Source organism: Chromobacterium haemolyticum DSM 19808 (assembly GCF_000711885.1).
GTDB lineage: Bacteria > Pseudomonadota > Gammaproteobacteria > Burkholderiales > Chromobacteriaceae > Chromobacterium > Chromobacterium haemolyticum.
This window is the reverse complement of sequence record NZ_JONK01000012.1, coordinates 1-21,292: the sequence shown is the minus strand read 5'-3', so window position 1 is coordinate 21,292 and position 21,292 is coordinate 1. Positions and strand designations below refer to the sequence as shown.

The following is a 21,292-nucleotide window of genomic DNA, read 5'->3' as shown; positions in this document are numbered from 1 at the left end:
AATTAATACACGCCGTTGAAACGCAGGCCGGCGGGCATGGGCTCGCCGGCCTGGAAGGCGGCGACGGCGGCGCCCAGCTCTTCGGCCAAGTCGGCCCGCTGGGCGTTGACCGGCACAAGGTCCAGGCTGCGCATCCAGGTCAGCTGGCGCTTGGCCAACTGGCGGGTAGCGGCGACGCCCTTGTCGATGAAGGTTTGCTCATCGCCGGCGCCGTCCAGATATTCCCAGGCCTGGCGATAGCCGACGCAACGCATCGACGGCAGCTCCAGCGTCAGCGCCGGATAATCGGCGCGCAGGCGCCGTACTTCGGCCAGGAAATCTTGTTCCAGCATCAGTTCGAAGCGTTGTGCGATGCGTTGGTGCAGCCAGCCGCGTTCCGCAGGCACCAGACCCAGCGACAGCAGGCGGAAATCCGCCGCGGCTTCCTTGCCGCGAGCCAACAAGCGCGACATCGGCTCGCCGCTGAGCAGGCAGACTTCCAGCGCGCGGTGGATGCGTTGCGAATCATTGGGATTGAGGCGGGCGGCGGTGTCCGGGTCCAGTTGCGCCAGCCGCGCGTGCATCGCTGGCCAGCCGGCTTGCGCGGCGTCGGCGTCCAATTGCGCGCGCAGCGCGGCGTCGGCGCGCGGCAGGTCGGACAAGCCTTCCAGCAAGGCCTTGTAGTAAAGCATGGTGCCGCCCACCAGCAAGGGCAGCCGCCCGCGGGCGTTGATCTCGCGGATCAGCCGGTTGGCGTCGGCGTGGAACTGAGCGGCGGAATAGCTTTGCAGCGGGCTGATAATGTCGATCAGGTGATGCGGACATTGCGCCATTTCCGCCGCGCTGGGCTTGGCGGTACCGATGTCCATGTCGCGATAGACCAGCGCGGAGTCCACGCTGATGATCTCCACCGGAAAATGTCGAGCCAATTCCAGCGCCAAGCCGGTTTTTCCGGAGGCGGTGGGGCCCATCAGCAGGATGGCGTGCGGAATGTCGTTCATGAGCGGGTCTTGCGGTTCAATCGGCGGATTGTCGCATAAGTGGATCATGGGCGGACAGCGCCGCCCATGACTCAGAATCTGTTTACGATCTGCTGCGCGTCGTGAGGCGCCCCACGGTGAGTACGGCTTCGAAATGCTCATATACCACGCGTACATTCCGCTTTCCCGGCCGTTGTCGCCTTGTCTCGCCCTGCTCGCAGATCGTCAACACGTTCTCAAGAGCCGGATTCTGGCGCCGGCAGCGCCCGGCGGCGGCTGGCGCGCCACCAGCCGCCCAGGGTGATGAGGAACCACATGCACTGGTTGACGAAGGACGCCAGGTTGAAGTGGTTGGACAGCGATACCAGGATACAGACCGGACCTAGCAGATTCAGGACGAAATAGCGAAGGTCCGATGTGCGCAAGCCGAATAGCTGGCTGCCTAAGTAAGCGCCCAGATAGCTGATGACGCCGATCAGGCCGATGAGGTCGTACATGGCGAAGCTCCTGGGAAAACGGCTATAGGGGAAGCGCTTGCGCATCGTCCGTCGCGGAGGCTTGCTCGCGGGCGGCCTGGTAGAACGGCGCGTTCGAGCGCGGCAACGGCGGCAGTTGGCGGATCTGATCGGCGATCTTCTCCGCCATCATGATGGTGGGCGCGTTCAGATTGCCGGTGACGATGCGCGGCATGAGGGACGCGTCCACCACGCGCAGGCCGGACAAGCCGTGCACGCGGCCCTGATGGTCGACCACCGACGCCGGGTCGTCGGCGCTGCCCATCTTGCAGGTGCCGGACGGATGCAGCGCGGTTTCGGCGTGGGTTTTGACGAAGTGATCGATTTCGCTGTCGCTGCTTACCCGCGCGCCGGGTTGGATTTCCCGGCCGCGAAAGGCGGAAAGCGCGCGTTGGCCGATGATCTCGCGCGTGAGCCGCACCGCGGCGCGGAACTCCCGCCAGTCGGTGTCGTGGGCCATGTAATTGAATTGAAGTTGAGGAGGGTCGCGCGGGTCGCGGCTGGCCAGTTTGACGTGGCCGACGCTGGGCGAGCGCATTGAGCCGACGTGGCATTGGAAACCGTGCATCTTGACAGCGTGGCTGCCGTCGTAATTCACCGCCAGCGGCAAGAAATGGTATTGCAGATTGGGGAAGGCGAAGCCCTCGTCGCTGCGGATGAAGCCGCCGGCTTCGAAGTGATTGCTTGCGCCCAGGCCGCTACCGTTCAGATACCACTGGGCGCCGATGCGGGCCTTGTTCCACCAGCTCAGCGACGGGTACAGCGACACCGGCTTCAGGCATTCATACTGAAGATACATTTCCAGGTGGTCCTGCAAGTTGGCGCCGACCCCGGGCAGGTGGGCGACCACGGCGATGTCGTGGCGGCCGAGCTCGGCGGCGTCGCCGACACCGGAGCGCAGCAGTAGCTGCGGCGAGGCGATCGCGCCGTTGCAGACGATGACTTCGCGCAAGGCGCGGGCGCGTTGGCTGCGCTCGCCCTGCAGATATTGCACGCCGACGGCGCGCGCGCCGTCGAACAAGACGCGGTCCGCCAGCGCACGGGTTTTCACCGAAAGGTTGGCGCGGTCGCGGGCAGCGTCCAGATAGGCCAGAGACACGCTGCAGCGCCGTCCCTGTGCGGTGGTGGTGCGGTCCATCGGGCCGAAGCCCTCCTGGCGGTAACCGTTGAGATCGTCGGTGCGGCGGTAGCCGGCTTGCTCGCCGGCCTCGATGAAGGCTTCGAACAGAGGGCTGATGCCGGCCTTGGGCGTGGTCACGTGAAGCGGCCCATCGCCGCCGTGATAGTCGTTGGCGCCCTTGTCATAGGTTTCCGCCTTGCGGAAATAAGGTAGGCAGTCGGCGTAGCTCCAGTCGCCAAGACCCGGCAGCTCGGCCCAGCCCTGATAATCCAGCGCATTGCCGCGGATATAGACCATGCCGTTGATCAGAGAGGAGCCGCCCAGCCCCTTGCCGCGCGCCTGGGCCATGCGTCGTCCGCCCATATGCGGCTCCGGTTCGGTCATATAGGCCCAGTTATAGGTGGTGCCTTGCAAGGGATAAGCCAGCGCCGCCGGCATTTGGGTACGCCAGTCCAGCCGCCAATCCGGGCCGCCCGCCTCCAGCAACAGCACGCTGACGTCGCTGTCCTCGCTCAGCCGCGCCGCCAGCACGCCGCCGGCGGAGCCGGCGCCGACGATGATGTAGTCGTATTCCTGAGTGGTGCTCATCTTGATTCTCCTCGGACGTGAACGAAGGCGGGGGCCGGGCGATGGGAGGTTCAAGCGCCGAACCACCCCATGGGCTTGGGCGCCAGATTGATGTAGCTGTGCTTCAGCTCGGTGTATTCGTCCAGGCCGATGCGCGAAAGCTCGCGGCCTATGCCGCTGGATTTGAAGCCGCCCCACGGCGCTTCCGGGAAGTAGGGGTGGTAGTCGTTGACCCAAACCGTGCCGAAGCGCAGCGCGCGGCTCATGCGGTTGGCGCGCGCCAGGTCTTGGGTCCACACCGCCGCCGCCAGGCCGTAAGGGGTGTTGTTGGCCAGCCGCAGCGCCTCGGCCTCGTCGCGGAAGCGCTCCACGGTGATGACCGGGCCGAAGATCTCTTCCTTGGCGATGAGCATGTCCGCGTGGACGTCGACCAGCAGCGTGGGTTGCAGCCAGTAGCCCTTACGGTAGCGCTCTCCATCCGGACGGCCTCCCCCATAGACCAGGCGGGCGCCTTCTTTCACGCCTGCGGCGATCAGACTCAGGATCTTGTCGTGTTGTTGGGACGACTGCACTGGTCCCATTTGCGTGTCCGGCTGCTGGCCGGGGCCGACGACGATGCGCGGCAGCCGTTCCGCCAGCCGCTTCACGAAGTCGTCGTGAATCTCGTCTTGCAGCAGCAGCCGCGAACCGGCCGAGCAGACCTGGCCGGCGTGAAAGAAGGCGGCATTCAGCGCGTAGTCGACGGCGGCGTCCAGATCGGCGTCTGCGCAGACGATGTTGGGGTTCTTGCCGCCCAGCTCCAGGGCGATGCGTTTGAAGTTGCCGCTGGCGGCGCGCATGATGCTGGCCCCCGCCTGGGCGCCGCCGGTGAAGGACAGCAGGTCGACATCGGCATGCTCCGCCAATTCGGCCCCTACCTCGGAACTGCCGCTGACCAGGTTGAACACGCCGGGAGGCAAGTCCAGCTCGGCCAGCAACTGGGTGAAGCGCCAGCTGCTGAGCGGGGTCAGGCTGCTGGGCTTGAGCAACACGCAATTGCCGGCGCCTAGGGCCGGCGCGATCTTCCAGGCCGCTTGCAGCAAGGGGTAGTTCCAGGGAGTAATCAGGCCGCAGACGCCCACCGGCTCGTGCAAGGTTCGGCTGATCACGTGCTCAGGAGCGGAATTGACCTGCCCGCTTTCGGTGGCCACCAGGCCAGCGAAATAACGGAAGGTGGCGGCGATGTCGCCCATGTCGGTGCGGCTCTCGCTTAAGGTCTTACCGGTGTTCAGCGTCTCCAAGGCGGCGAGGCTTTCGCTCTCGCGTTCCACCCGTTGGGCGATGTCCAGCAGCAGACGGCTGCGTTGTCGCTGAGTGCTGGAGCGCCAGGGACCGTGATCGAAAGCCGCGCGCGCTGCGGCGATGGCGGCCCGGGCGTCGGCACGGCCGCCGTCCGCGGCGGCGGCGATCACGCTTTCATCGCAGGGGTTGAGAATCGGACGGGTTTGCCTATTGGCGGCGTCGCGCCATTGGCCATCGATGAAGAGCTGGGTTGAGATCATGGCAGCCTCGCACAGAATGTAAAATTAACTATTGGTAAATTAATTTACCTTTGGTTTAATTGTAGTGTCGATTAGCCATGGACTGCAATCCAGGTCCGGCTATGGCGGCGATGGCTTGATTTGCTTTGGCTATATCGCTCGCGTTCCCGCCAGGGCGGAGGCCCGTTGAGGTTTGGCTGCGCCGGATTCTTTAGTCCGCTTCGGGATTTTTCTAGCCTGGGTTAACATGGCGGGTCGACAGCCGTAGGCTGTGGCGCGCGCGCATCGCCGCGTCCCGTTCGCATTCAATTACCCAGGAGGCGCGGCCCGCCGCCGCTACCAGTTCTGTGTCGTCAAATCAACTCAGTCAAGCCGCAGTTCCCGCCGGGGATGAAACCTTCGCCGTTCGTCTGAAAGACGTGCTGGGACGTAAGCGCGTCATGCTCAAACAAGTGGCGGAAGCCCTGGGCGTGTCGTCCGCGGCCGTTCACAAATGGACACGCGGGGGGGAGATCGAATACCGCAAGTTGCGGGTGTTGGCCGATTTTCTAGGCGTGAACTGGATATGGCTGCGCTACGGCGAACAAGCGGTGCTGGATCTCGCCACGGCGGCAACGACGGACGCGCAATTGACGGAGATCCGTCGCAAGCATCTGGCCGAGATCATGGAAAGCGAAGCGCGGATGAAGTTTGCGCAGGAGGTTTCCGGCATTGTGACTTGGGAATGGAACATCCTGAGCGATGCGGTGGCCTATTCCGCCAACGCGGAACAGCTGTTCGGCCGCCCCGTCCGCGAGCTGACGGATTTCTGGCTAGCCCTGGAGCCGGCCGACGCGCCAGCGCTGCGCGCCAAACTGGAGACATGCTTAAGTTCCGGCCTTGCTTACGAGGCGGAGTTCCGCGTGCGCTGGCCGACGGGCGAAACGCGCTGGATCGCCTCGCGCGCCACTTGCGTGCCGGACGCGGACCGCCGGCCGGTCAAGATGATAGGCGTCAGCTTCGACATCACCCAGCGTTGCCTGGCCGAGCAGGCGCTGCGCCAGAACCAGGCCATTCTGGACAAGGCGCAGTCCATTGCTCATCTGGGGAGCTGGTTTTGGGACGTGCGCAACGACGACTGTATCTGGTCGGACGAGGCCTACCGGATTTTCGGCTGGCAACCGCAGGCCTTCAAAGTAACGATGGAGCGCTACTTCGCCGCGATGGCACCGGAGGACCGGGGGCGCATTGATCAGGCCATCCGACGGGCGATAGACGAGCGCCAACCCTATTGCGTGGAGTACAGCATCTTGCTGCCTGACGGCCGTCGCCGACATATCCACGAAGAGGGCGAGGTCTTGTACGGGGAAGGGCGGGCGGAGGCGATGATAGGCGCTACACAAGACGTGACCGACACCCGACAGGCCGCGCTGGCCTACAGCGAGAGCGAGGAGCGCTTTCGGGAGATTTTCGAACAGGCGGCGCTGGGGTTGGCGCATCTGGGTCTGGACGGACGTTGGCTCAAGGTGAATCGGCGCCTGGCCGAGATGGCCGGTTATTCACCGCAAGAGATGGAGGGGATGAGCTTTCAGCAACTGACCCATCCCGAGGATCTGGAAGACAATCTATTGAGGTTGGATAGGCTGCTGAGCGGGGAGGTGGCCAGTTTTTCGCTGGAGAAGCGTTTGCTGCGCAAACAGGGCGGCCATGTCTGGGTGAATGTCAGCGTCTCGCTGAGCCGTCATCCCGTGAGCGGCGAGCCATGGCATTTGATTGCCGTAGTGGAGGAAGCGGCCGAGCGCCGCGCTGCCCGCCGCGCGCTGGAGGAGGCCCGGCTCCGTAGCGAGCTGGCGCTGCAGTCCATAGCCATGGCCAGCTGGGAGTGGGACCTTGCCGCCGGGCGCTTGCGCTTGTCGCCGCAGGCCGCGCGGCTGTTGTTCGGCGAGGCCTTGGAGGAGGCCCCCGAACAGCGTTTTCTGGATGGCTTGCGCATCGTGTCGAGGCAGGGCTGGTTGGACAGCCTGGAAGGGATATTCAATATGTCCAGCCGCGCGCAGTTGGATGTGCTATGGCATGCCGAGGGCGGCAAAACCTTGCCGCTGGTGTTGTCCTTGGCGGCGGATCGGGGAAGCGACGGCGTGCTGGATCGCTTGATCGGAGCCCTGGGGCCGCGCTGATTCCTGCGGTTTGCCAAGGGGGACATGGGGCCCGCCGCTTGTCGGCGGGCTTTTTTGCGCCCGCTTTGCGGTCACATATTGGCGACGGCATTTTGATTTACTGTTGGTAAAAAAATTAACTTATGGTAATTTTTGTGCCTCGTCTGGCAAGGCAGATGGATAGAGTCTTGTTGCGTTTCAACCCAGAGTAGGCGCCGCAGAGTGTGTGGGCGGCGTCCGATAACCGGAGCTGACGCGCTATGAACAGCATCCACAGACAGCAGTATCTCCGCCGCCGGACCCGCTGGGGCTATGGCTGGGCGCTTTGTGCGGCGGTGTTGTGGGGCGCATGGTATGTGCCGGGCGCCGCGGTGTGGCACGAGGCGCCGCTGGCCGGGCTGGCGCAAGGGCGGCCCGAGCCGTTTTTGATGGCGGCCGCGGTGTTGACGGCTTTTCACGCTTGCCTGGTGGCGGCGTTTCAATTGTTATGGCTGGCAGCCTTGGGCAAGCTGGCCGACTTCTTTCGCACGCTATGGCGTTTCGGCGGCATTTCCAAGTGGTATTTCCTGGCGGCGGTATTGGGCGGTTTGATGGCCAATTTCGGCTCCTACCTGGCGATGGGCTATGTGGGCGCGGTGTTCGCCGCAGTGGCTGGCCTGTTGTACCCGGTGGTGGGCGCGGCGCTGGCGCGCCTGTGGTATCACGAGCGGATAGGCCGCCGCGCGGCACTGGGCATCGCGGTGATCGTGCTGGGAGGGGCGGCGATTTACGCGCCGGGCCTGTCAGGCGACCTGGCCGGAGAGGGCGCCGCGCGCTGGCTGGGCTATCTGGGCGGCGCGCTGGCTGCGCTGGGCTGGGGGCTGGAGGGCGCCATCGTTGGACGAGCGATGGATGTGACCGATCCCGATTGCGGGGTGGCGATCCGTTATCTGGCAGAGGCGCTGTATTGGGTGTTGCTGATTTTGCCGGCGTTGGCCTGGTTGACCCCTTTGCCGGTGTATTCGCTGGCCGGCGAGCTATGGTCGTGGCGGCCTATGCTCTATTTGGCGGTGGGCGGGCTCAGTTTCGCTTTCTGCGCGGTGGCCTGGTACAAATCCTTTCCCTTGATCGGTGTTGGGCGCGGCCAGGCTATCGGCGCTTTCTACGCGCTGTTCGCGACGCTGTTCACCGCGGCGTTTACCTTGAACTTTCCCGAGTGGCATTTTCTGATTGGCCTGGCCTTGGTGATTCTGGGCGGCTTCGTCATGGTGTCGGACAGTGAGCGCCATCCGGGCGCGGTGCGCAATGTGGAGGAGGGGGCATGAAGGTGCATATCAAAGGTTTCATTCTGCAAACCCTGGCCGGGCAACCGGGTTTGTGGGATGTGGAGCTGGCCCGGCGTATCTGCTGGGAGTACCACAAACCGGATGATGCTTATTGTTTGGGCATGGTACGGGCCTGCCTGGCGGATTTGAGCGCCAGCGGCCTGGTGGTGGCGCTGTGCGAGCGCTGGCAAGAAGAGGGGGCGCGTCTGCTGTTCAACTATCGCGTCAGCGATTTTGGGCTGGAGCGCATGCGCCAGACCGGTTTGGCTTGAGAACCTGTTAGCTACCGCGCGGGTAACGGCGAGACAAGGTGTGAATGGCTAAGAGTCTGTTCATAATCTGCCGCGCTTCGTGAGGCGTGACACGGTGAGTACCGCTTCGAAATGCTCATGTACCTCTCGACCATTCCGCTTTTCGCTCGTTTTCGCCTTGTCTCGCTCTGGCTCGCGAGACTTTGAACGGGTTCTGAGGCGGCGGCATGGCGATGAGGCATTAGCCTTTCGAAGGCGCTGCAACGTCGTATCTTCACGGAGCGACAGATTTATGAACAGGCTTTAAAGGGAGATATATGTCTGGTTATTGGGGCTATGAAGGCGCATCGACCTTGGCGATGATCATGATCGTGGGCTTGAGCCTGGCGGCTTTGTTCGTCGCCAGGCGTTATGTGCGGACGCTGTAGTCTTGGAGCCTGTTCAAAGTCTGCTGCGCTTCGTGAAGCGTCGCACGGTGAGTACAAGCTCAAAATGCTCATGTACCACGTGTACATTCCGCTTTTTCGCTTGTTTCCGCCTTGTCTCGCTCTTGCTCGCGAGACTGTGATTGGGTTCTTACAGCTGCGCGGCGTAGGCCTCCAACTGTGCCAGCACGCTTTGCGCCTGTTCGTTTAGCTCGCCGGCGCGGGCCTCCGCCAGTTCTTGACGGAATTGCTGAAAATCACGACCGGGGCCGCGGTTAAGCTTGGCTTGGCGCCATGTCTGCCAGCGCTGTTGCTCCTCGCCGGACAGGGAACGCGGGAAGTTGCGCGCGCGGTAACGGAACAAGAGTTCGGCCAGTTGCGGGTCCTCGAAGAAAGCCATTTCACCGGCGAGCTGGTCGGCCGACATGCGGCGCAGCTTGGTCAGCACTTTGCGGTCGTTATTTGAAACGAATCCGCCGTAGAGGTTCTCGTCGACGTCGCGGGGCTCGCCTGACTCGCGCTTATAGACTTTTCTCCAGACCGGGGTCAGGTCCGGCAAGGCACCGGCGTAGTCCGCGTGCCGCTGGACTTGCTCCATGTCCAGGCCCCAATGCGCGGCGCGTTCCGGGCTCAGCACCTTGAGATTGGCGACCACGAAGGGCGATTTATTGATATGCACGGTTTTGAGCGGCAGGCGCTGCACGCCTTCGGGCAGGTCTTCGCTGCGGGTGTACAGGCGTTCGCGGATGGCGTCCGGCCCCAGGCCTTGCAGTTCGCGGGGGTCGTGGGACAAGTCCCAGACGATGACCTCGTTGGCGTTGTACGGGTGGGCCGCCAGCGGCCAGACCACGGCCATATTGCCGCGCTCCGCGCCGTACATGCCGGAAACGTGCAGCACGGGCTTGGGGGCGTGAAGGCTGAGCTGAACCTTGACCGCGTCTTTTTTGCGCAGCGACAGGTAGAAGTCGAACAGCTTGGGCTGATGCTGTTTGATCAGGCGCGCCAGCGCAATGGTGGCGCGCACATCGGAGAGCGCATCGTGGGCGGCTTCGTGGGCCAGGCCGTTGGCGGCGCTTAGATGTTCCAGTTTGAAGCTGGGACGTCCGTCTTCGTGTTGCGGCCATTGAATGCCGTCCGGGCGCAGCGCGAAGGTGGCGCGCACCAGGTCCAGCAGATCCCAGCGGCCGCATTGGTTCTGCCATTCGCGCGCGTAGGGGTCCATCAGATTGCGCCAGAACAGAAAGCGGGTGACTTCGTCGTCGAAGCGGATTGAGTTGTAACCAACTCCAATCGTGCCCGGCGTCGCCAGTTCGCGTTCGATCACGCCGGCGAATTCGTGCTCGGCCACGCCATGCTGCAAGCACCACTGCGGGGTGATGCCGGTCAGCAGGCAGGCCACCGGAGACGGCAGGTAATCGGGCGCCGGCCGGGCGTAGAGCATGACCGGCTCGCCGATTTCATTGAGATCGGCGTCGGTGCGGATGCCGGCGAACTGCGACGGGCGGTCCTGGCGGGGCACGGCGCCGAAGGTTTCGTAATCGTGCCAAAAGAAGCTGTGATTGGACATGGCGGCAACAATGCGGTGAAGTTGGCCGCATTGTCGCATCCATAGGGGCGGCGGGGCCAGCCGCGCCGTTCTCGTGCGTCCGCGGCGCTCAATCCATCCATGAGGGTTTGCGTGTTTCCAGCATGGCCTGGATGCCTTCGCGGCCCTCTTCGCTCAGGCGGACGGAGACTATGCGCTGGATGCAGATTTCCATGCTGTCTTCCCCCACGCCCAGGCCCGCGATGTCGGCCAGCAAGCGTTTGGCTTCCAGCATGGCCGCCGGGCCGTTGATCAGCAGATGGTTGATCAGGAAGTCCACCGCCATGTCCAGCTCATCACTTTCCACCACTTGGTGCACCAGTCCCAGGCGCTTGGCCTTGCCGGCGTTGAAGCGCTCCGCGGTCATGAAGTAACGGCGCGTTGATCTCTCTCCGATGGCGCGGACCATATAGGGCGCCACCAGCGCGGGGATGACCCCCAGTTTGACTTCGGAAAAGCTGAACAGCGCTTCCGAGCTGGCGATGGACACGTCGCAGCAGGCGACCAGCCCTGCGCCCAGGCCGAAGGCGGATCCCTGAATTTTGGCGATGGTGGGCTTGGGCAAAGTGTCCAGCGTGCGCAGCAGCTTAGCCAGAAGGCGGGCGTGGCGTTCCAGCTCTTCGCGCCCGAAACCGGCCATCCGCCGCATCCAGTCGATATCGTGTCCGGCGGAAAAGCTGATGCCGCTGCCGGTCAATACCACGGCGCGCACGCTCGGGTCTTCGGCCAGGGTTTCCAGCATCGCGGTCAGCAGGCCGACGGTGTTGTCGTCCAGCGCGTTCAGCAGCTCGGCGCGGTTGAGGGTGATGGTGGCGATTCCCTTTGGATCAACGGCAAGCAAAACGGACTCGACGGTCATTCGGTTCTCCTTGTTCTGACGATGGGCGTTTTAGCTGTGGCCAAAACGGATAATGCTGCGGACAAAGGCGTCCGCGGCCTCGATATGCAATACATGGCCGGCGCCCGGCAGGATTTCCAGCTGCGCGGCGGGCAGGCGTTCGCGCAGCAATTCGGCCTGATACAAGGGCGTCAGGCGGTCTTCGTCGCCAACCAGTATATGGCAGGGCATGGCCAGCTCGTGCAGCCAGGTCCGCGCGTCGTGCTCGGTGACGCCGGCGATCAGCCGGATCACCGCATCCCAGTCCACCATGCCGGCAATCAACTTCATATCGTCCAGCATGGCGGCGTTGCTGGCGAGAAAACGGCTGGAAAACAGCCAGGGGACGCTGACCGCGTAGCGCAAGTCCAGCCCGCCGCTTTGATTGGCCGCGATCCAGCTGTCGCTGATGTGATTGTTGACGCTGTCGGCCCAAGCCAGCGTGGCGGCCAACAGCAGGCGCGACACGCGGTTGGGATGACGGTGCGCGAAGTGCTGCGCCACCATGCCGCCGTAAGACAAGCCGGTGAGATAGACCTCGGCAATGCCCAAATGATTCAACAGACCGGCGGCGAGGTCGGCTTGTTCGCCGAGCGGATATTTGTCGCCGCCGGGGTGGTCGCTTTGGCCCTGGCCGAGAAAATCGAAGCGCAACAGCTGGAAATGCGGCTCCAATTGAGGCTGGAGCAGAGCCCAGGCTGCGGTAGACATGGTGATGCCATTGAATAGCACCAGCACTTGGGCGCCCTGCCCGCTGAGTTCGTAATAGACATTGTGTCCTGAGATTTCGGCATAGGGCATGGCGTTTTTCCTTTGGTCAGGCGTTGGGCGACGTCAACATGCATGCTTCATTCTAGAGCGCGCCGGCGCTTGCGGGGCAATTTGCTGGCGGCGCGGGCTCAGGAAGACGGGCCGGCGCAACGCCGGCATTTACGCGGGCGGTTCCCAAGCGTTGGATAAGGGTAAAGTGTTTGACGAATTAAACAATAACGATCATGCCGCGTTTGCCGGCCATCTTGATCGCGCCCGCCTGATTGGCGGGCCCTGCTGATCTGTCCGGGTGAGGCGCGCGCGCCACAGCGGAGATAATTTTTCGAGAGTGTTTGCACTAGATGTTGTCAAATTTATTAAACGTGGCATAGGCTTCTGTTCAAGACTAAAACGACAAAGGCGCTTGCTATCGTCGCGGCCGTCCGGCCGCGGCAGCTATCGGCGCCGCACAGAGGAGACATCATGTTGGCAACGGACACGGCGGTGGCGGCATGGCCACGCGCCCTCGCGGCGGGGCCGCCGGCCGGCGCGGAAAGCCGGACGGACTCTTGACCCCATGCGCGCCGGCCCCGACCGGCGCGATCATCAAGCAAGGCATTCGATTGCCGCCGCGCCGCCTCGAGATGGGGGCCGCGCGGCGGACGCAGCAGGCCCGCGCCGCTGCGGAACTGCAATAGAGGGAACGACTCAATGACGCAAGCTGTTGCCGCCAAACCGGCCCAAGCCGCTTTTTCCGCCCACAACGCCCAAGCCGCCGAGGCGCAGACCGACGCAGACAAGGCTTATCTGCGCATTGCCGGCGTACTGAAAAAGTTCGGCGATCATGTCGCGGTGGATCATGTCGATCTGGATATCCGCAGAAATGAAATTTTCGCCTTGCTCGGCAGCTCCGGCTGCGGCAAGTCCACGCTGTTGCGCATGTTGGCGGGGATGGAGACGCCGACTTCGGGCCGCATCATCCTCGACGGGGAAGACATGCAGGGCCTGCAGCCATACGAGCGGCCGGTGAACATGATGTTCCAGAGCTACGCGCTGTTTCCGCATATGACGGTGGAGCAGAACGTGGCCTTTGGTTTGAAGCAGGATAAGGTGTCCCGGGGCGAGATCGCCGAGCGGGTGGGCAAGATGCTGGACCTGGTGCAGATGCGCAAGTACGCCAACCGCAAGCCGCATCAATTGTCGGGCGGTCAGCAGCAACGCGTGGCGCTGGCGCGCAGCCTGGTCAAGCGCCCCAAGCTGCTGCTGCTGGACGAGCCCTTGGGCGCTCTGGACAAGAAACTCCGCCAACAGACCCAACTGGAACTGGTCAACACCATCGAACAGGTGGGGGTGACCTGCATCATGGTGACTCATGATCAGGAAGAGGCGATGACCATGGCCAGCCGCATCGGCATCATGAGCGAGGGCTCCTTGTTGCAAGTGGGCACGCCGTCTGAAATTTACGATTACCCCAACTGTCGCTTCACCGCGGAGTTCATTGGCGAGAGTAATATTTTCGAGGGCGCGGTGGTGGTGGACGAACCGGACCTGGTGGAAATCCGCTCGCCGGAGCTGGGCGGGGACATCCGCATCGATCACGGGATTACCGGCCCCAAGGGCATGCGTGTTTGGGCCAGCATTCGCCCGGAAGATGTGCGGCTGGACATCAAACCGCTGCCGGCGGGGCCTAATGTCGCAGCCGGCGTGGTGGAGGACATTGCCTATCTGGGCAGTTATTCCATCTATCACGTGAAACTGGCCAGCGGCAAGGTCGTCAAATCGGTGGTGCCGTCTTCGCGCTGGTATGATGCGGGCGAAACCGCGCCAACCTGGGGCGACGCGGTGTTCGTCAGCTGGCGGCAGGATGTTCCAGTGGTTTTGACCCGGTAAGAGCTGTCCGCAAGCGGATGCCCGCGGCCGGGTATCCGCTTTTTTCATCTTCCATCGCGAAAGGAAAGGCTTTGACGCGTTTGTCCATCCCTTGATCCTGCCGCCGCATCATTTGTCTTCATGAGAGGTTTCCATGCTTCGTTTTGCCCATCAAGCCCATGCGCCATCCTATTACGCCGCCACCGCTCAGCCTTGGGAGCCCGGGGCGGCGTTGCAAGGCGCGGTCGACTGCGATGTCTGTGTGGTGGGCGGCGGGCTGGCGGGTTTGTCGGCGGCGTTGAACCTGCGGGAGCGAGGATTTTCCGTCGTGTTGTTGGAAGGCGCGCAGATAGGCTTTGGCGCTTCCGGGCGCAATGGCGGACAGGTGATTTCCGGGTTCGCCTGCGGCATTGACACGTTGCGCGCGCAGCTGGGCGACAGCCTGGCAAAGCAGATGTGGAATATGTCGGTGGAGGCGGTGGAGATCATTGAGCAGCGGGTGAGCCAGCACCGCATCGACTGCGATTGGCGACGCGGCTATATCAGCGTGGCGGTTAAGCCGCGGCAAATGCAGGAATTGGAGGACTGGCAGCGCGAGGCGGCGCAGACCTATGACTACAGCGGCATGCAGCTGTGGGATAAGGCCGAGCTCAGAACGCGGCTAGCCAGCGAGCGCTATCAGGGGGGGCTTTACGATCCGCGCTCGGGTCATCTGCATCCCTTGAACTATGCGCTGGGGCTGGCCCGAGCCGCGCGCGAGGCGGGCGTCGCCATTTACGAGCAAAGCCCAGCATTGCGCCTGACCCGCGGCGCGCGGCCGCAAGTGGCGACTGAGCAGGGCGTGGTCAATTGCACCCAGGTGGTGTTGGCTTGCAACTCCTATATTGGCGCGCTGGTGCCGGAATTGGAGCGGCGGATCATGCCGGCCGGCACCTATGTAATTGCCACCGAACCCTTGGGCAATGAGCGGGCCGAGGCTCTGATCGCCAACGACATGGCGGTGTGCGACACCAATTTCGTGCTGGATTACTATCGCTTGTCCGCCGACCACCGTTTGTTGTTCGGCGGGAAGGTCAGCTATTCCGGACGCGAGCCGACCAATCTGGCCGCAGGCATGCGCAGCGACATGTTGCGGGTGTTCCCGCAACTGGCAGACGTCAAGATCGACTACGCTTGGGGCGGATTCTGCGATATCACGGCAAACCGCGCCCCTGATTTTGGACGCTTGGACGGTAATATCTATTACCTTCAGGGTTTTTCCGGACACGGCGTCAACATCACCGGTTTGGCCGGCAAGGTGGTGGCGGAGGCGGTGGCCGGCGACGCTTCGCGCTTCGACCTGTTCGCCAAGATTCGTCATAATCACTTTCCCGGCGGCCGCTGGTTGCGCACGCCGGCCTTGGTGCTGGGTATGGCTTATTTCCGGATGCGGGATTATTTATGAACCGGCGCTGACGCGTTGCGGATCATGGGCAGCCTTCGCGCTGCCTTTTTGCTTTTCAGGAGGGGTCCAGATAATCGTAGCCGCCCCAATCCAGCGCGTAGGCGGTATGGTTGTCCGCGGTGCGGATGGGTTTGAGCAAGCCGTTTTGCTCCATGTAGACTAGATGCTCGTGAACGTCGTCCGCGCTGTATTCGCCGCCGGATTCGCGAGAGAGCGCTAGGAACAGTTTGTGTTCGTCCAGGTACTGGATGTGCATGGTCTGCAGCAGGCGCAGCGTGCGGAAAATCAAGGTTTCGTTGCGGGTCATGACAGCGGATATTTTATTTTTATGACTATTCATTTATCTGACACTTTAGTTTGGCGCGTCAAGAAATATGACATTATTGTTTCAAGGGACGGGCATGACGACAGAACGGCCTGACTCGCCTTGCATCGCTGTGTGTTCCACCGCGGTGGGCGACGATATCTGCCGCGGCTGCGCGCGCAGCTTCGATGAAATCTCGAATTGGTGTTTTATGGACGCGGAGGAGCGGGAACGGGTCTGGTTGCAACTGCCGCTGCGCCAGCGAGGGTTGAAGATCGCCGCGGTCTTCACTTGCCTGCCGGAGCTTCACCAAGTTGAGGACGGCGAGTGGATGAGCGTGCCTTGCCTGTCCTTATGGTTCCGCATGGATGGAGACTGCCTGTTTTGGCGAGAGAGGGAAGGTGCGGTTTGTCAGCGGGATTGCGCCGGCTGGAGCCCGGCGCAGGTTGCCGCCTTCCTGAGAGAGCAGGCAGGGGCTGAGCATCACTAGGAGGAGAGATGGCGCAGGACAGTTCTTTGACCGAGTTTTGGGATGTGCGTTATCGCGATGGCGTGACCCCTTGGGAGGGCGCGCAAACCAGTCCGGAGGCCTTGGCGTTTTTTCAGCGTCAGCCGGCTAGCCGAATCCTGCTCCCAGGCTGCGGCAGCGCCGGAGATTTACCCTTGTTGCTGGACTGCGGCCATCAGGTGTTGGCCATCGATTTCAGCGAGCAGGCCGTGGCGATCGCGCGCGCGCAATGGCCGCAGGCGGCCGCTCATATCCAGCAGGCTGATTTTTTCGCCGTCGAGCACGAGCCGCCTTTCGACGCGGTGTTTGAGCGTGCCTTTCTCTGCGCGCTGCCGCCCCGCCTGCATACACGCTATGCGGAGCACATGGCTCGTTTGCTGCGCCCCGGCGGCGCGCTGGCGGGCGTGTTCTTCATCGCGGACACCCCGCGCGGCCCGCCGTTCGGCCTGAGCATGTCGGCCTTGAGCGCTTTGCTGGAGCCGGCTTTCGCGTTGGAGAGCTGTCAGCCGCAGGAGGACGGCGTGCCGGTATTTGGCGGTCAGGAATTCTGGATGGTGTGGAGAAGGCAACACGGAAGCGCAGATTTGTAATACATTGGCATTGCCTATTTGATGATAATCAATAGTCCGCCAACTATTCCAAAAACAAGGCCGCCATCGCTTAGGATGGCTGACTGAAGTCAATAAACAACAATAATTCTAGATAACAGCGGCAATCGGGTCCAAAGCGCCGGATGGCGCGGGGCCTGAATCAGGCGCTGAACAGGATTGCGGAGCAAGAGGAGAAGTCATGCAGTGGTTCTGGCGCGTGTATACCCTGGTGGAAAAGACTTTCTGGGATACGTTGACCAAGAAATTGTGCAGTTTCTTTTTTATCAGCCTGTTTCAGTTGGGCATGGTGGCTTATGTTTATTATGTTCTGGAAGACATTCGGAGCCTGCTGAAAGGGCAAGTCGCTTCGCCCCAAGTGTTGGCGGGCATCGAGTCCAGCATAGACGGAGCCCTGTTTTGGACGATGGCGCTGTGGATGGTCAGCTTCGTCTTCATTGCCTTTATGGTCTGGTATCTTCGTTTTTTGATTGTCCGGCCTCTAAAAATGATTATCCGGATTTTCAATGAAATAGGCACCGGCGAGGGCGACCTGTCCAGAGACATTCCCACCATCACCCACGATGAAATCCGCGAACTGTCGCTGTCGTATAACCGTTTTCTGCTGAAAATGCGCGAAATCATCAGCAATGTGCGGTTGATGACGGTGCGGATCGCGATGGATTCGGCGCGCACCCGAAAGAATGTGGTTGAGTCGCTGGAGGGGGCGCGCAAACAGGATCAGTTGGCGACGCAAGTCCGGGCCGCCAGTGATCAGAGCACCGAGGGCGTGGGCCAGGTCACGGAGCAGACCCAGGCGATTTCATCCACCACCCTGGCCAACCTGGACGTGGCGCGGGAGTCCTACGCCGAGCTCAAGTCCGTGGCTGAGAGCATTTACGGCATTAATCAGAAGGTGGGCCATTTCAACCACACTGTTGATGATTTGAGCCAGCGCTCGTCCAGCATCAAGACCATTGTGGATCTGATCAAGGATGTGTCGGACCAGACCAATCTGTTGGCTTTGAACGCGGCGATCGAAGCGGCGCGGGCCGGCGAGAGCGGACGCGGTTTCGCCGTGGTGGCCGATGAAGTGCGCAAGCTGGCGGAGCGAGTCAAAAAAGCGACGGACGAGATTTCGCATAATATCGACGATATGCTGGGGCTGGTGTCGGAAACCCAGGTGGAAACCGCCCAGATCACCGAGGACACCAAGTCTGCTCGCGAAATCGTCTCCAAGGCGTCGGAGCATTTCAGCAAGATGATGGGAGACTTTGAAACAACGGCGAATAGTCTCAGTCAGATCGCCGCCACCATGTCGGAGTTCGTCGCCTCTAATGGACAGGTCAATCTTCATGTGGCGGAAATTCACGAGCTAGGTCATCAAGTGACGGACCGCCTGAACCATACGGAAGAGTCGGCCACCAAGTTGTCCGGCGCTGCGGAGCAGGTGCAGCAGTTAGTGGCGCGCTTCATTTTGGGCGAGGGCGAGTTCGACCAGATCATGCAGACGGCCCAGGGGGCGCGGGATGAGTTGCAAGCCATCATGACCACGCAGCTGGCCGCGGGCGTACCGCTGTTCGATCAAAACTACCAGCCCATCGCTGGCGCCAAGCCTGCCAAGTTCCGCACGCAGTACGATGCCAAGCTGGAAAAGCTGATGCAGCCAGTGTACGACCGCGCCGCCAAGTCCGTGCCCGGCGGCGTGTTCTGTCTGGCGGTGGATACCAATGGCTACGCGCCGACTCACAATAGTTGGTATAGCCAGCCCTTGAGCGGGGATCCGGCCAAGGACTTGATCAATAGCCGAGACAAGCGCAAGTTTGCCGACGTCGCCGGCCTGCGCGCGGCTCGCAGCACACAATCCTTCCTGTTGCAGACGTACACCCGCGATACTGGAGAAGTGTTGTCGGAGGTGGTGCTGCCCATCATGCTGTCAGGCAAGCATTGGGGCGGCTTCCGACTGGGCTTCAACCCGGAGGAACTGCTGGAATCGCTTGGACGCGGAGCCGGCCGGAACTGATATGTTGCCGGGTGGAAGCAAAACAAAACGGAGGCCGCGGCCTCCGTTTTGTTTTGAGCTGCGCTTCAAATTTGCAGCGGGGTCAGTAGAGTGACGACGCCCAGGCCGGCAAACAGCAGCGCGGCAATGGTGTGCACCATTTTTTGCGGCAACTTCTTCGCGGCCACCTTGCCCAAGAGCACCGCTGGCACATTGGCCAGCATCATGCCCAAAGTAGTGCCGGCCACCACCAGCAGCAAGGCGTCGGGAAAGCGCGCGGACAGGGCTACGGTGGCCAACTGCGTCTTATCGCCCATTTCCGCGATAAAGAAAGCGATACAGGTGGTGCCGAACACGCCAAACCGCTCCAGGAGCCGGCTATCTTCATCCAGCTTGTCCGGAATCAGCATCCAGCCCGCCATGGCGAGAAAGGAAAGACCCAGCCCCCAACGCATGAGATCCGGTCCAATCTTGCTCATTAGCCAGTGACCTACCGCTGCGGCGGCGAAATGATTGAACAAAGTAGCGACGAAGATGCCGAGAACGATGGGAACCGGCTTGCGGTAGCGGCCGGCCAGCATCAGGGCGAGCAATTGAGTTTTATCGCCGATTTCAGCCAGGGCGACGATTCCGGTGGAAATGAGAAAGGCTTCCATGAAGACTCCGGGGGCTGCGCATGCGCCATGACAAGCCCGCGCCGCAGCCCCGCATTGCGCAGACATGTCATGGGTCTTGCCAAACGGAAGTTTTCGTCGCATGCACCATGGCCGTGACGGCCAAGCCTGTTGATGCATGCCGGCGCTGAAAATCGCGCCGAGGCTACTCCCCCAGAACCAGCAAATTCTAAATCAGTTGGCGTATCAGGGCAATCGGAGCACTTTGAACCTGTTCACGATCTGCTACGCGTTGTGGAGCGTTACACGGTGAGTACGTCTTCGAAATACTCATGTGCCGTGTGTACGCTCCGCTTTCTCAGCCTGTTTCGCCTTGTCTCGCTCTTACTCGCGAGACTTTGGGCAGGCGCTTAGAGTTGAGATGTGCACTGAGGGCAGCGAGAAGCCTTTTCCGGAATATTGGATGCGCAGAACGGGCACTCTTTGGTGGCGGGAGCCGGCGCGGCGGCGGCAGGCTCCTCGCGCTTCAGCCGATTGATGGCCTTGACCAGCATGAAAATAGCGAAGGCCACTATGGTGAAGCTGACCATGGCGTTGATGAACAGGCCGATATTCAGCGTGACGGCGCCGGCTTGCTTGGCCGCGGCCACCGACACATAAGGTCCAAGCTGCTTGCTGCCCTCTTTTAGTACGAAGAACATATTGGAGAAATCGACATTGCCGACCAGCAGGCCGATGGGGGGCATGATCACATCGTCGACCAGCGATTTGACGATGGCGCCGAAGGCGCCGCCGATAACCACGCCGACCGCCAAGTCGATGACATTGCCTTTCATGGCAAATTCTTTGAATTCTTTGATAATGGACATGGTTAACCTCTGTTTAAATAGCGTTAAGCATTATAAGGTATTCAATTGCCGGCGCTCCACCTCAAGCGCATTCTCAAGCAAGCGAACGTGGACGAACGGGCAGGCTGCCAAGTAGAGCCCCGCCAAGAATCAGCACGATGGCGGTTATTGCAATAGCGTTCAATTGCCCTTGGCCGGTGCTTATCAGCAGCAGGGTGGACAGCAAGGGCGTGGCATAGGACAAGGAGCCAATCTGTCTGGGGTCGCCCTCCTTCAGCGCGCGGTCCCATAGGAAGAAGGCGCCGCCCATCGGGCCGATTCCCAGCAGGATCAAGGCCAACCATTGACCAGCGCTGGGGGCGACGTTGGGTTCGAACAGGGCGTGGCATAGTAGGGAAAGCAAGCCGGACAGCAGGCAGAACCCGCCGACCGCGCTATTGGGGAAGCTGGGCAGCCTGCGCGTCAGCAGGCTAAAAGTCGACCACACAACGGCGGCGCCGATGGCCAGCAGATAACCGACAAGATAGTTGCTGGACAAGGCGAGCTTGCCTCCGCTGACAATCAGCGCCGCTCCGCTGAAACCCAGCGCGCCGGCCAGAATGTGACGGCCGTGCAGTATGGTGCCGGGAACCAGGATGGGCGCGAGCATCACGATCAACAAGGGCCATAGATAGTTCAGCAGATTGGCTTCCATGGCCGGCGCGTGTCGAAATGCGAAGAACAGCAAGAAATGGTAGCCGAACAAGCCATAGATTCCGACCAGTAAGGTGCGCGGCGGCACTTTCCAGTCGCGGCAATGGCGGATACTGAGCAGGCTGCCGATCAACAGGCAGACGCCAACCACGAAAAATGGGGGAAGCGAGCGGGTTTGGGTGCCAAGCGTGGCCAGCGAAGCCCATAGCAAGATAGCGCCGCCGGCAAAAGCAATCGGTTTGGAAATCATTATTATTCCAATGGGGAAGGTGGGCCGATTGTAAAACGGAAGCGGAAATGGAAAAAGCCACAATCTGGCGATTGTGGCTTTTGGAAACTTGGCTCCCCGAGCAGGGCTCGAACCTGCGACCTGCGGATTAACAGTCCGTCGCTCTACCAACTGAGCTATCAGGGA

General features: G+C 61.8%; 19 protein-coding genes, 1 tRNA gene and 1 riboswitch. Of the genes, 8 read left to right on the top strand and 12 right to left on the bottom strand.

Translation table 11 applies throughout. The features are described 5' to 3' along the window. Positions 1-2: 2 nt before the first annotated feature. The 4 genes from miaA to BR71_RS08715 all read right to left on the bottom strand — a co-directional run bounded on the left by miaA (position 3) and on the right by BR71_RS08715 (position 4,702). Positions 3-980, bottom strand: a complete 978-nt coding sequence (miaA, locus tag BR71_RS08730) for a tRNA (adenosine(37)-N6)-dimethylallyltransferase MiaA (protein WP_043636055.1) — start codon at positions 978-980, stop codon at positions 3-5. 215 nt (positions 981-1,195) lie between these two features. Continuing rightward, complete coding sequence (locus BR71_RS08725) at positions 1,196-1,456, bottom strand: CBU_0592 family membrane protein (RefSeq protein ID WP_019103463.1); 261 nt, start codon at positions 1,454-1,456, stop codon at positions 1,196-1,198. 22 nt (positions 1,457-1,478) lie between these two features. Continuing rightward, positions 1,479-3,182 (bottom strand): choline dehydrogenase, encoded by a 1,704-nt coding sequence (gene betA, locus BR71_RS08720; protein ID WP_043635811.1) that lies wholly within the window; start codon positions 3,180-3,182, stop codon positions 1,479-1,481. 50 nt (positions 3,183-3,232) lie between these two features. Continuing rightward, positions 3,233-4,702, bottom strand: coding sequence for an aldehyde dehydrogenase family protein (locus BR71_RS08715; protein ID WP_043635808.1), 1,470 nt, complete (start codon positions 4,700-4,702; stop codon positions 3,233-3,235). A 419-nt stretch (positions 4,703-5,121) separates the two neighbouring features. Here BR71_RS08715 and BR71_RS23485 point away from each other — a divergent pair, with 419 nt between their 5' ends. The 3 genes from BR71_RS23485 to BR71_RS08695 all read left to right on the top strand — a co-directional run bounded on the left by BR71_RS23485 (position 5,122) and on the right by BR71_RS08695 (position 8,392). Further along, positions 5,122-6,837: a helix-turn-helix domain-containing protein gene (locus BR71_RS23485; RefSeq protein ID WP_081862603.1), complete on the top strand. Its 1,716-nt coding sequence runs from the start codon at positions 5,122-5,124 to the stop codon at positions 6,835-6,837. A gap of 239 nt (positions 6,838-7,076) precedes the next feature. After that, entirely contained in the window at positions 7,077-8,120 is a 1,044-nt protein-coding gene (locus tag BR71_RS08700) for a DMT family transporter (protein ID WP_052370442.1), read from the top strand. Beyond that, positions 8,117-8,392 carry a hypothetical protein gene (locus tag BR71_RS08695; RefSeq protein WP_043635805.1) on the top strand — a complete coding sequence of 92 codons (276 nt, stop codon included), beginning with the start codon at positions 8,117-8,119 and terminating at the stop codon, positions 8,390-8,392. The genes BR71_RS08700 and BR71_RS08695 overlap by 4 nt, the downstream gene beginning before the upstream one ends. Positions 8,393-8,947: 555 nt before the next feature. On the opposite strand, the gene sbcB is transcribed toward BR71_RS08695, so the two are convergent. The 3 genes from sbcB to BR71_RS08680 form a co-directional block, all read right to left on the bottom strand. Continuing rightward, positions 8,948-10,363 carry an exodeoxyribonuclease I gene (gene sbcB / locus BR71_RS08690; protein WP_043635801.1) on the bottom strand — a complete coding sequence of 472 codons (1,416 nt, stop codon included), beginning with the start codon at positions 10,361-10,363 and terminating at the stop codon, positions 8,948-8,950. A gap of 88 nt (positions 10,364-10,451) precedes the next feature. After that, on the bottom strand, positions 10,452-11,240 hold the full coding sequence (locus BR71_RS08685; RefSeq protein ID WP_043635796.1) for an enoyl-CoA hydratase-related protein: 789 nt from the start codon (positions 11,238-11,240) through the stop codon (positions 10,452-10,454). A gap of 30 nt (positions 11,241-11,270) precedes the next feature. After that, positions 11,271-12,059 carry an alpha/beta fold hydrolase gene (locus BR71_RS08680; RefSeq protein WP_043635791.1) on the bottom strand — a complete coding sequence of 263 codons (789 nt, stop codon included), beginning with the start codon at positions 12,057-12,059 and terminating at the stop codon, positions 11,271-11,273. A 660-nt stretch (positions 12,060-12,719) separates the two neighbouring features. On the opposite strand from BR71_RS08680, the gene BR71_RS08670 reads away from it, so the two are divergent. Both BR71_RS08670 and BR71_RS08665 read left to right on the top strand, forming a co-directional pair. Beyond that, positions 12,720-13,898, top strand: a complete 1,179-nt coding sequence (locus BR71_RS08670; RefSeq protein ID WP_043635784.1) for an ABC transporter ATP-binding protein — start codon at positions 12,720-12,722, stop codon at positions 13,896-13,898. 133 nt (positions 13,899-14,031) lie between these two features. Beyond that, the gene (locus BR71_RS08665; protein WP_043635781.1) at positions 14,032-15,321 is read left to right on the top strand and encodes an NAD(P)/FAD-dependent oxidoreductase; all 1,290 of its coding nucleotides are present in this window, start codon (positions 14,032-14,034) and stop codon (positions 15,319-15,321) included. Positions 15,322-15,376: 55 nt separating this feature from the next. Here the strand turns inward: BR71_RS08665 and BR71_RS08660 are convergent, their stop codons facing one another. Continuing rightward, positions 15,377-15,628 carry a hypothetical protein gene (locus BR71_RS08660; protein WP_019104139.1) on the bottom strand — a complete coding sequence of 84 codons (252 nt, stop codon included), beginning with the start codon at positions 15,626-15,628 and terminating at the stop codon, positions 15,377-15,379. Positions 15,629-15,722: 94 nt separating this feature from the next. Between BR71_RS08660 and BR71_RS08655 the strand changes: the two genes are divergently transcribed. The 3 genes from BR71_RS08655 to BR71_RS08645 all read left to right on the top strand — a co-directional run bounded on the left by BR71_RS08655 (position 15,723) and on the right by BR71_RS08645 (position 18,743). Then, the gene (locus tag BR71_RS08655) at positions 15,723-16,115 is read left to right on the top strand and encodes a DUF1289 domain-containing protein (protein ID WP_196783792.1); all 393 of its coding nucleotides are present in this window, start codon (positions 15,723-15,725) and stop codon (positions 16,113-16,115) included. A gap of 8 nt (positions 16,116-16,123) precedes the next feature. After that, complete coding sequence (locus BR71_RS08650) at positions 16,124-16,723, top strand: methyltransferase domain-containing protein (RefSeq protein WP_043635774.1); 600 nt, start codon at positions 16,124-16,126, stop codon at positions 16,721-16,723. A 199-nt stretch (positions 16,724-16,922) separates the two neighbouring features. Beyond that, positions 16,923-18,743: a methyl-accepting chemotaxis protein gene (locus BR71_RS08645; protein WP_043635770.1), complete on the top strand. Its 1,821-nt coding sequence runs from the start codon at positions 16,923-16,925 to the stop codon at positions 18,741-18,743. A 65-nt stretch (positions 18,744-18,808) separates the two neighbouring features. On the opposite strand, the gene BR71_RS08640 is transcribed toward BR71_RS08645, so the two are convergent. The 4 genes from BR71_RS08640 to BR71_RS08625 form a co-directional block, all read right to left on the bottom strand. Further along, positions 18,809-19,378 (bottom strand): TMEM165/GDT1 family protein, encoded by a 570-nt coding sequence (locus BR71_RS08640; RefSeq protein WP_043635767.1) that lies wholly within the window; start codon positions 19,376-19,378, stop codon positions 18,809-18,811. A gap of 1 nt (position 19,379) precedes the next feature. Next, positions 19,380-19,562, bottom strand: a riboswitch (yybP-ykoY riboswitch). A gap of 184 nt (positions 19,563-19,746) precedes the next feature. After that, positions 19,747-20,205 carry a large conductance mechanosensitive channel protein MscL gene (gene mscL / locus BR71_RS08635; protein WP_019104144.1) on the bottom strand — a complete coding sequence of 153 codons (459 nt, stop codon included), beginning with the start codon at positions 20,203-20,205 and terminating at the stop codon, positions 19,747-19,749. 73 nt (positions 20,206-20,278) lie between these two features. Then, a complete protein-coding gene (locus tag BR71_RS08630; RefSeq protein ID WP_043635760.1) occupies positions 20,279-21,127 on the bottom strand; it encodes a DMT family transporter in 849 nt (282 codons plus the stop codon). Between the two features lie 89 nt (positions 21,128-21,216). After that, a tRNA-Asn gene (locus BR71_RS08625) sits at positions 21,217-21,292 on the bottom strand.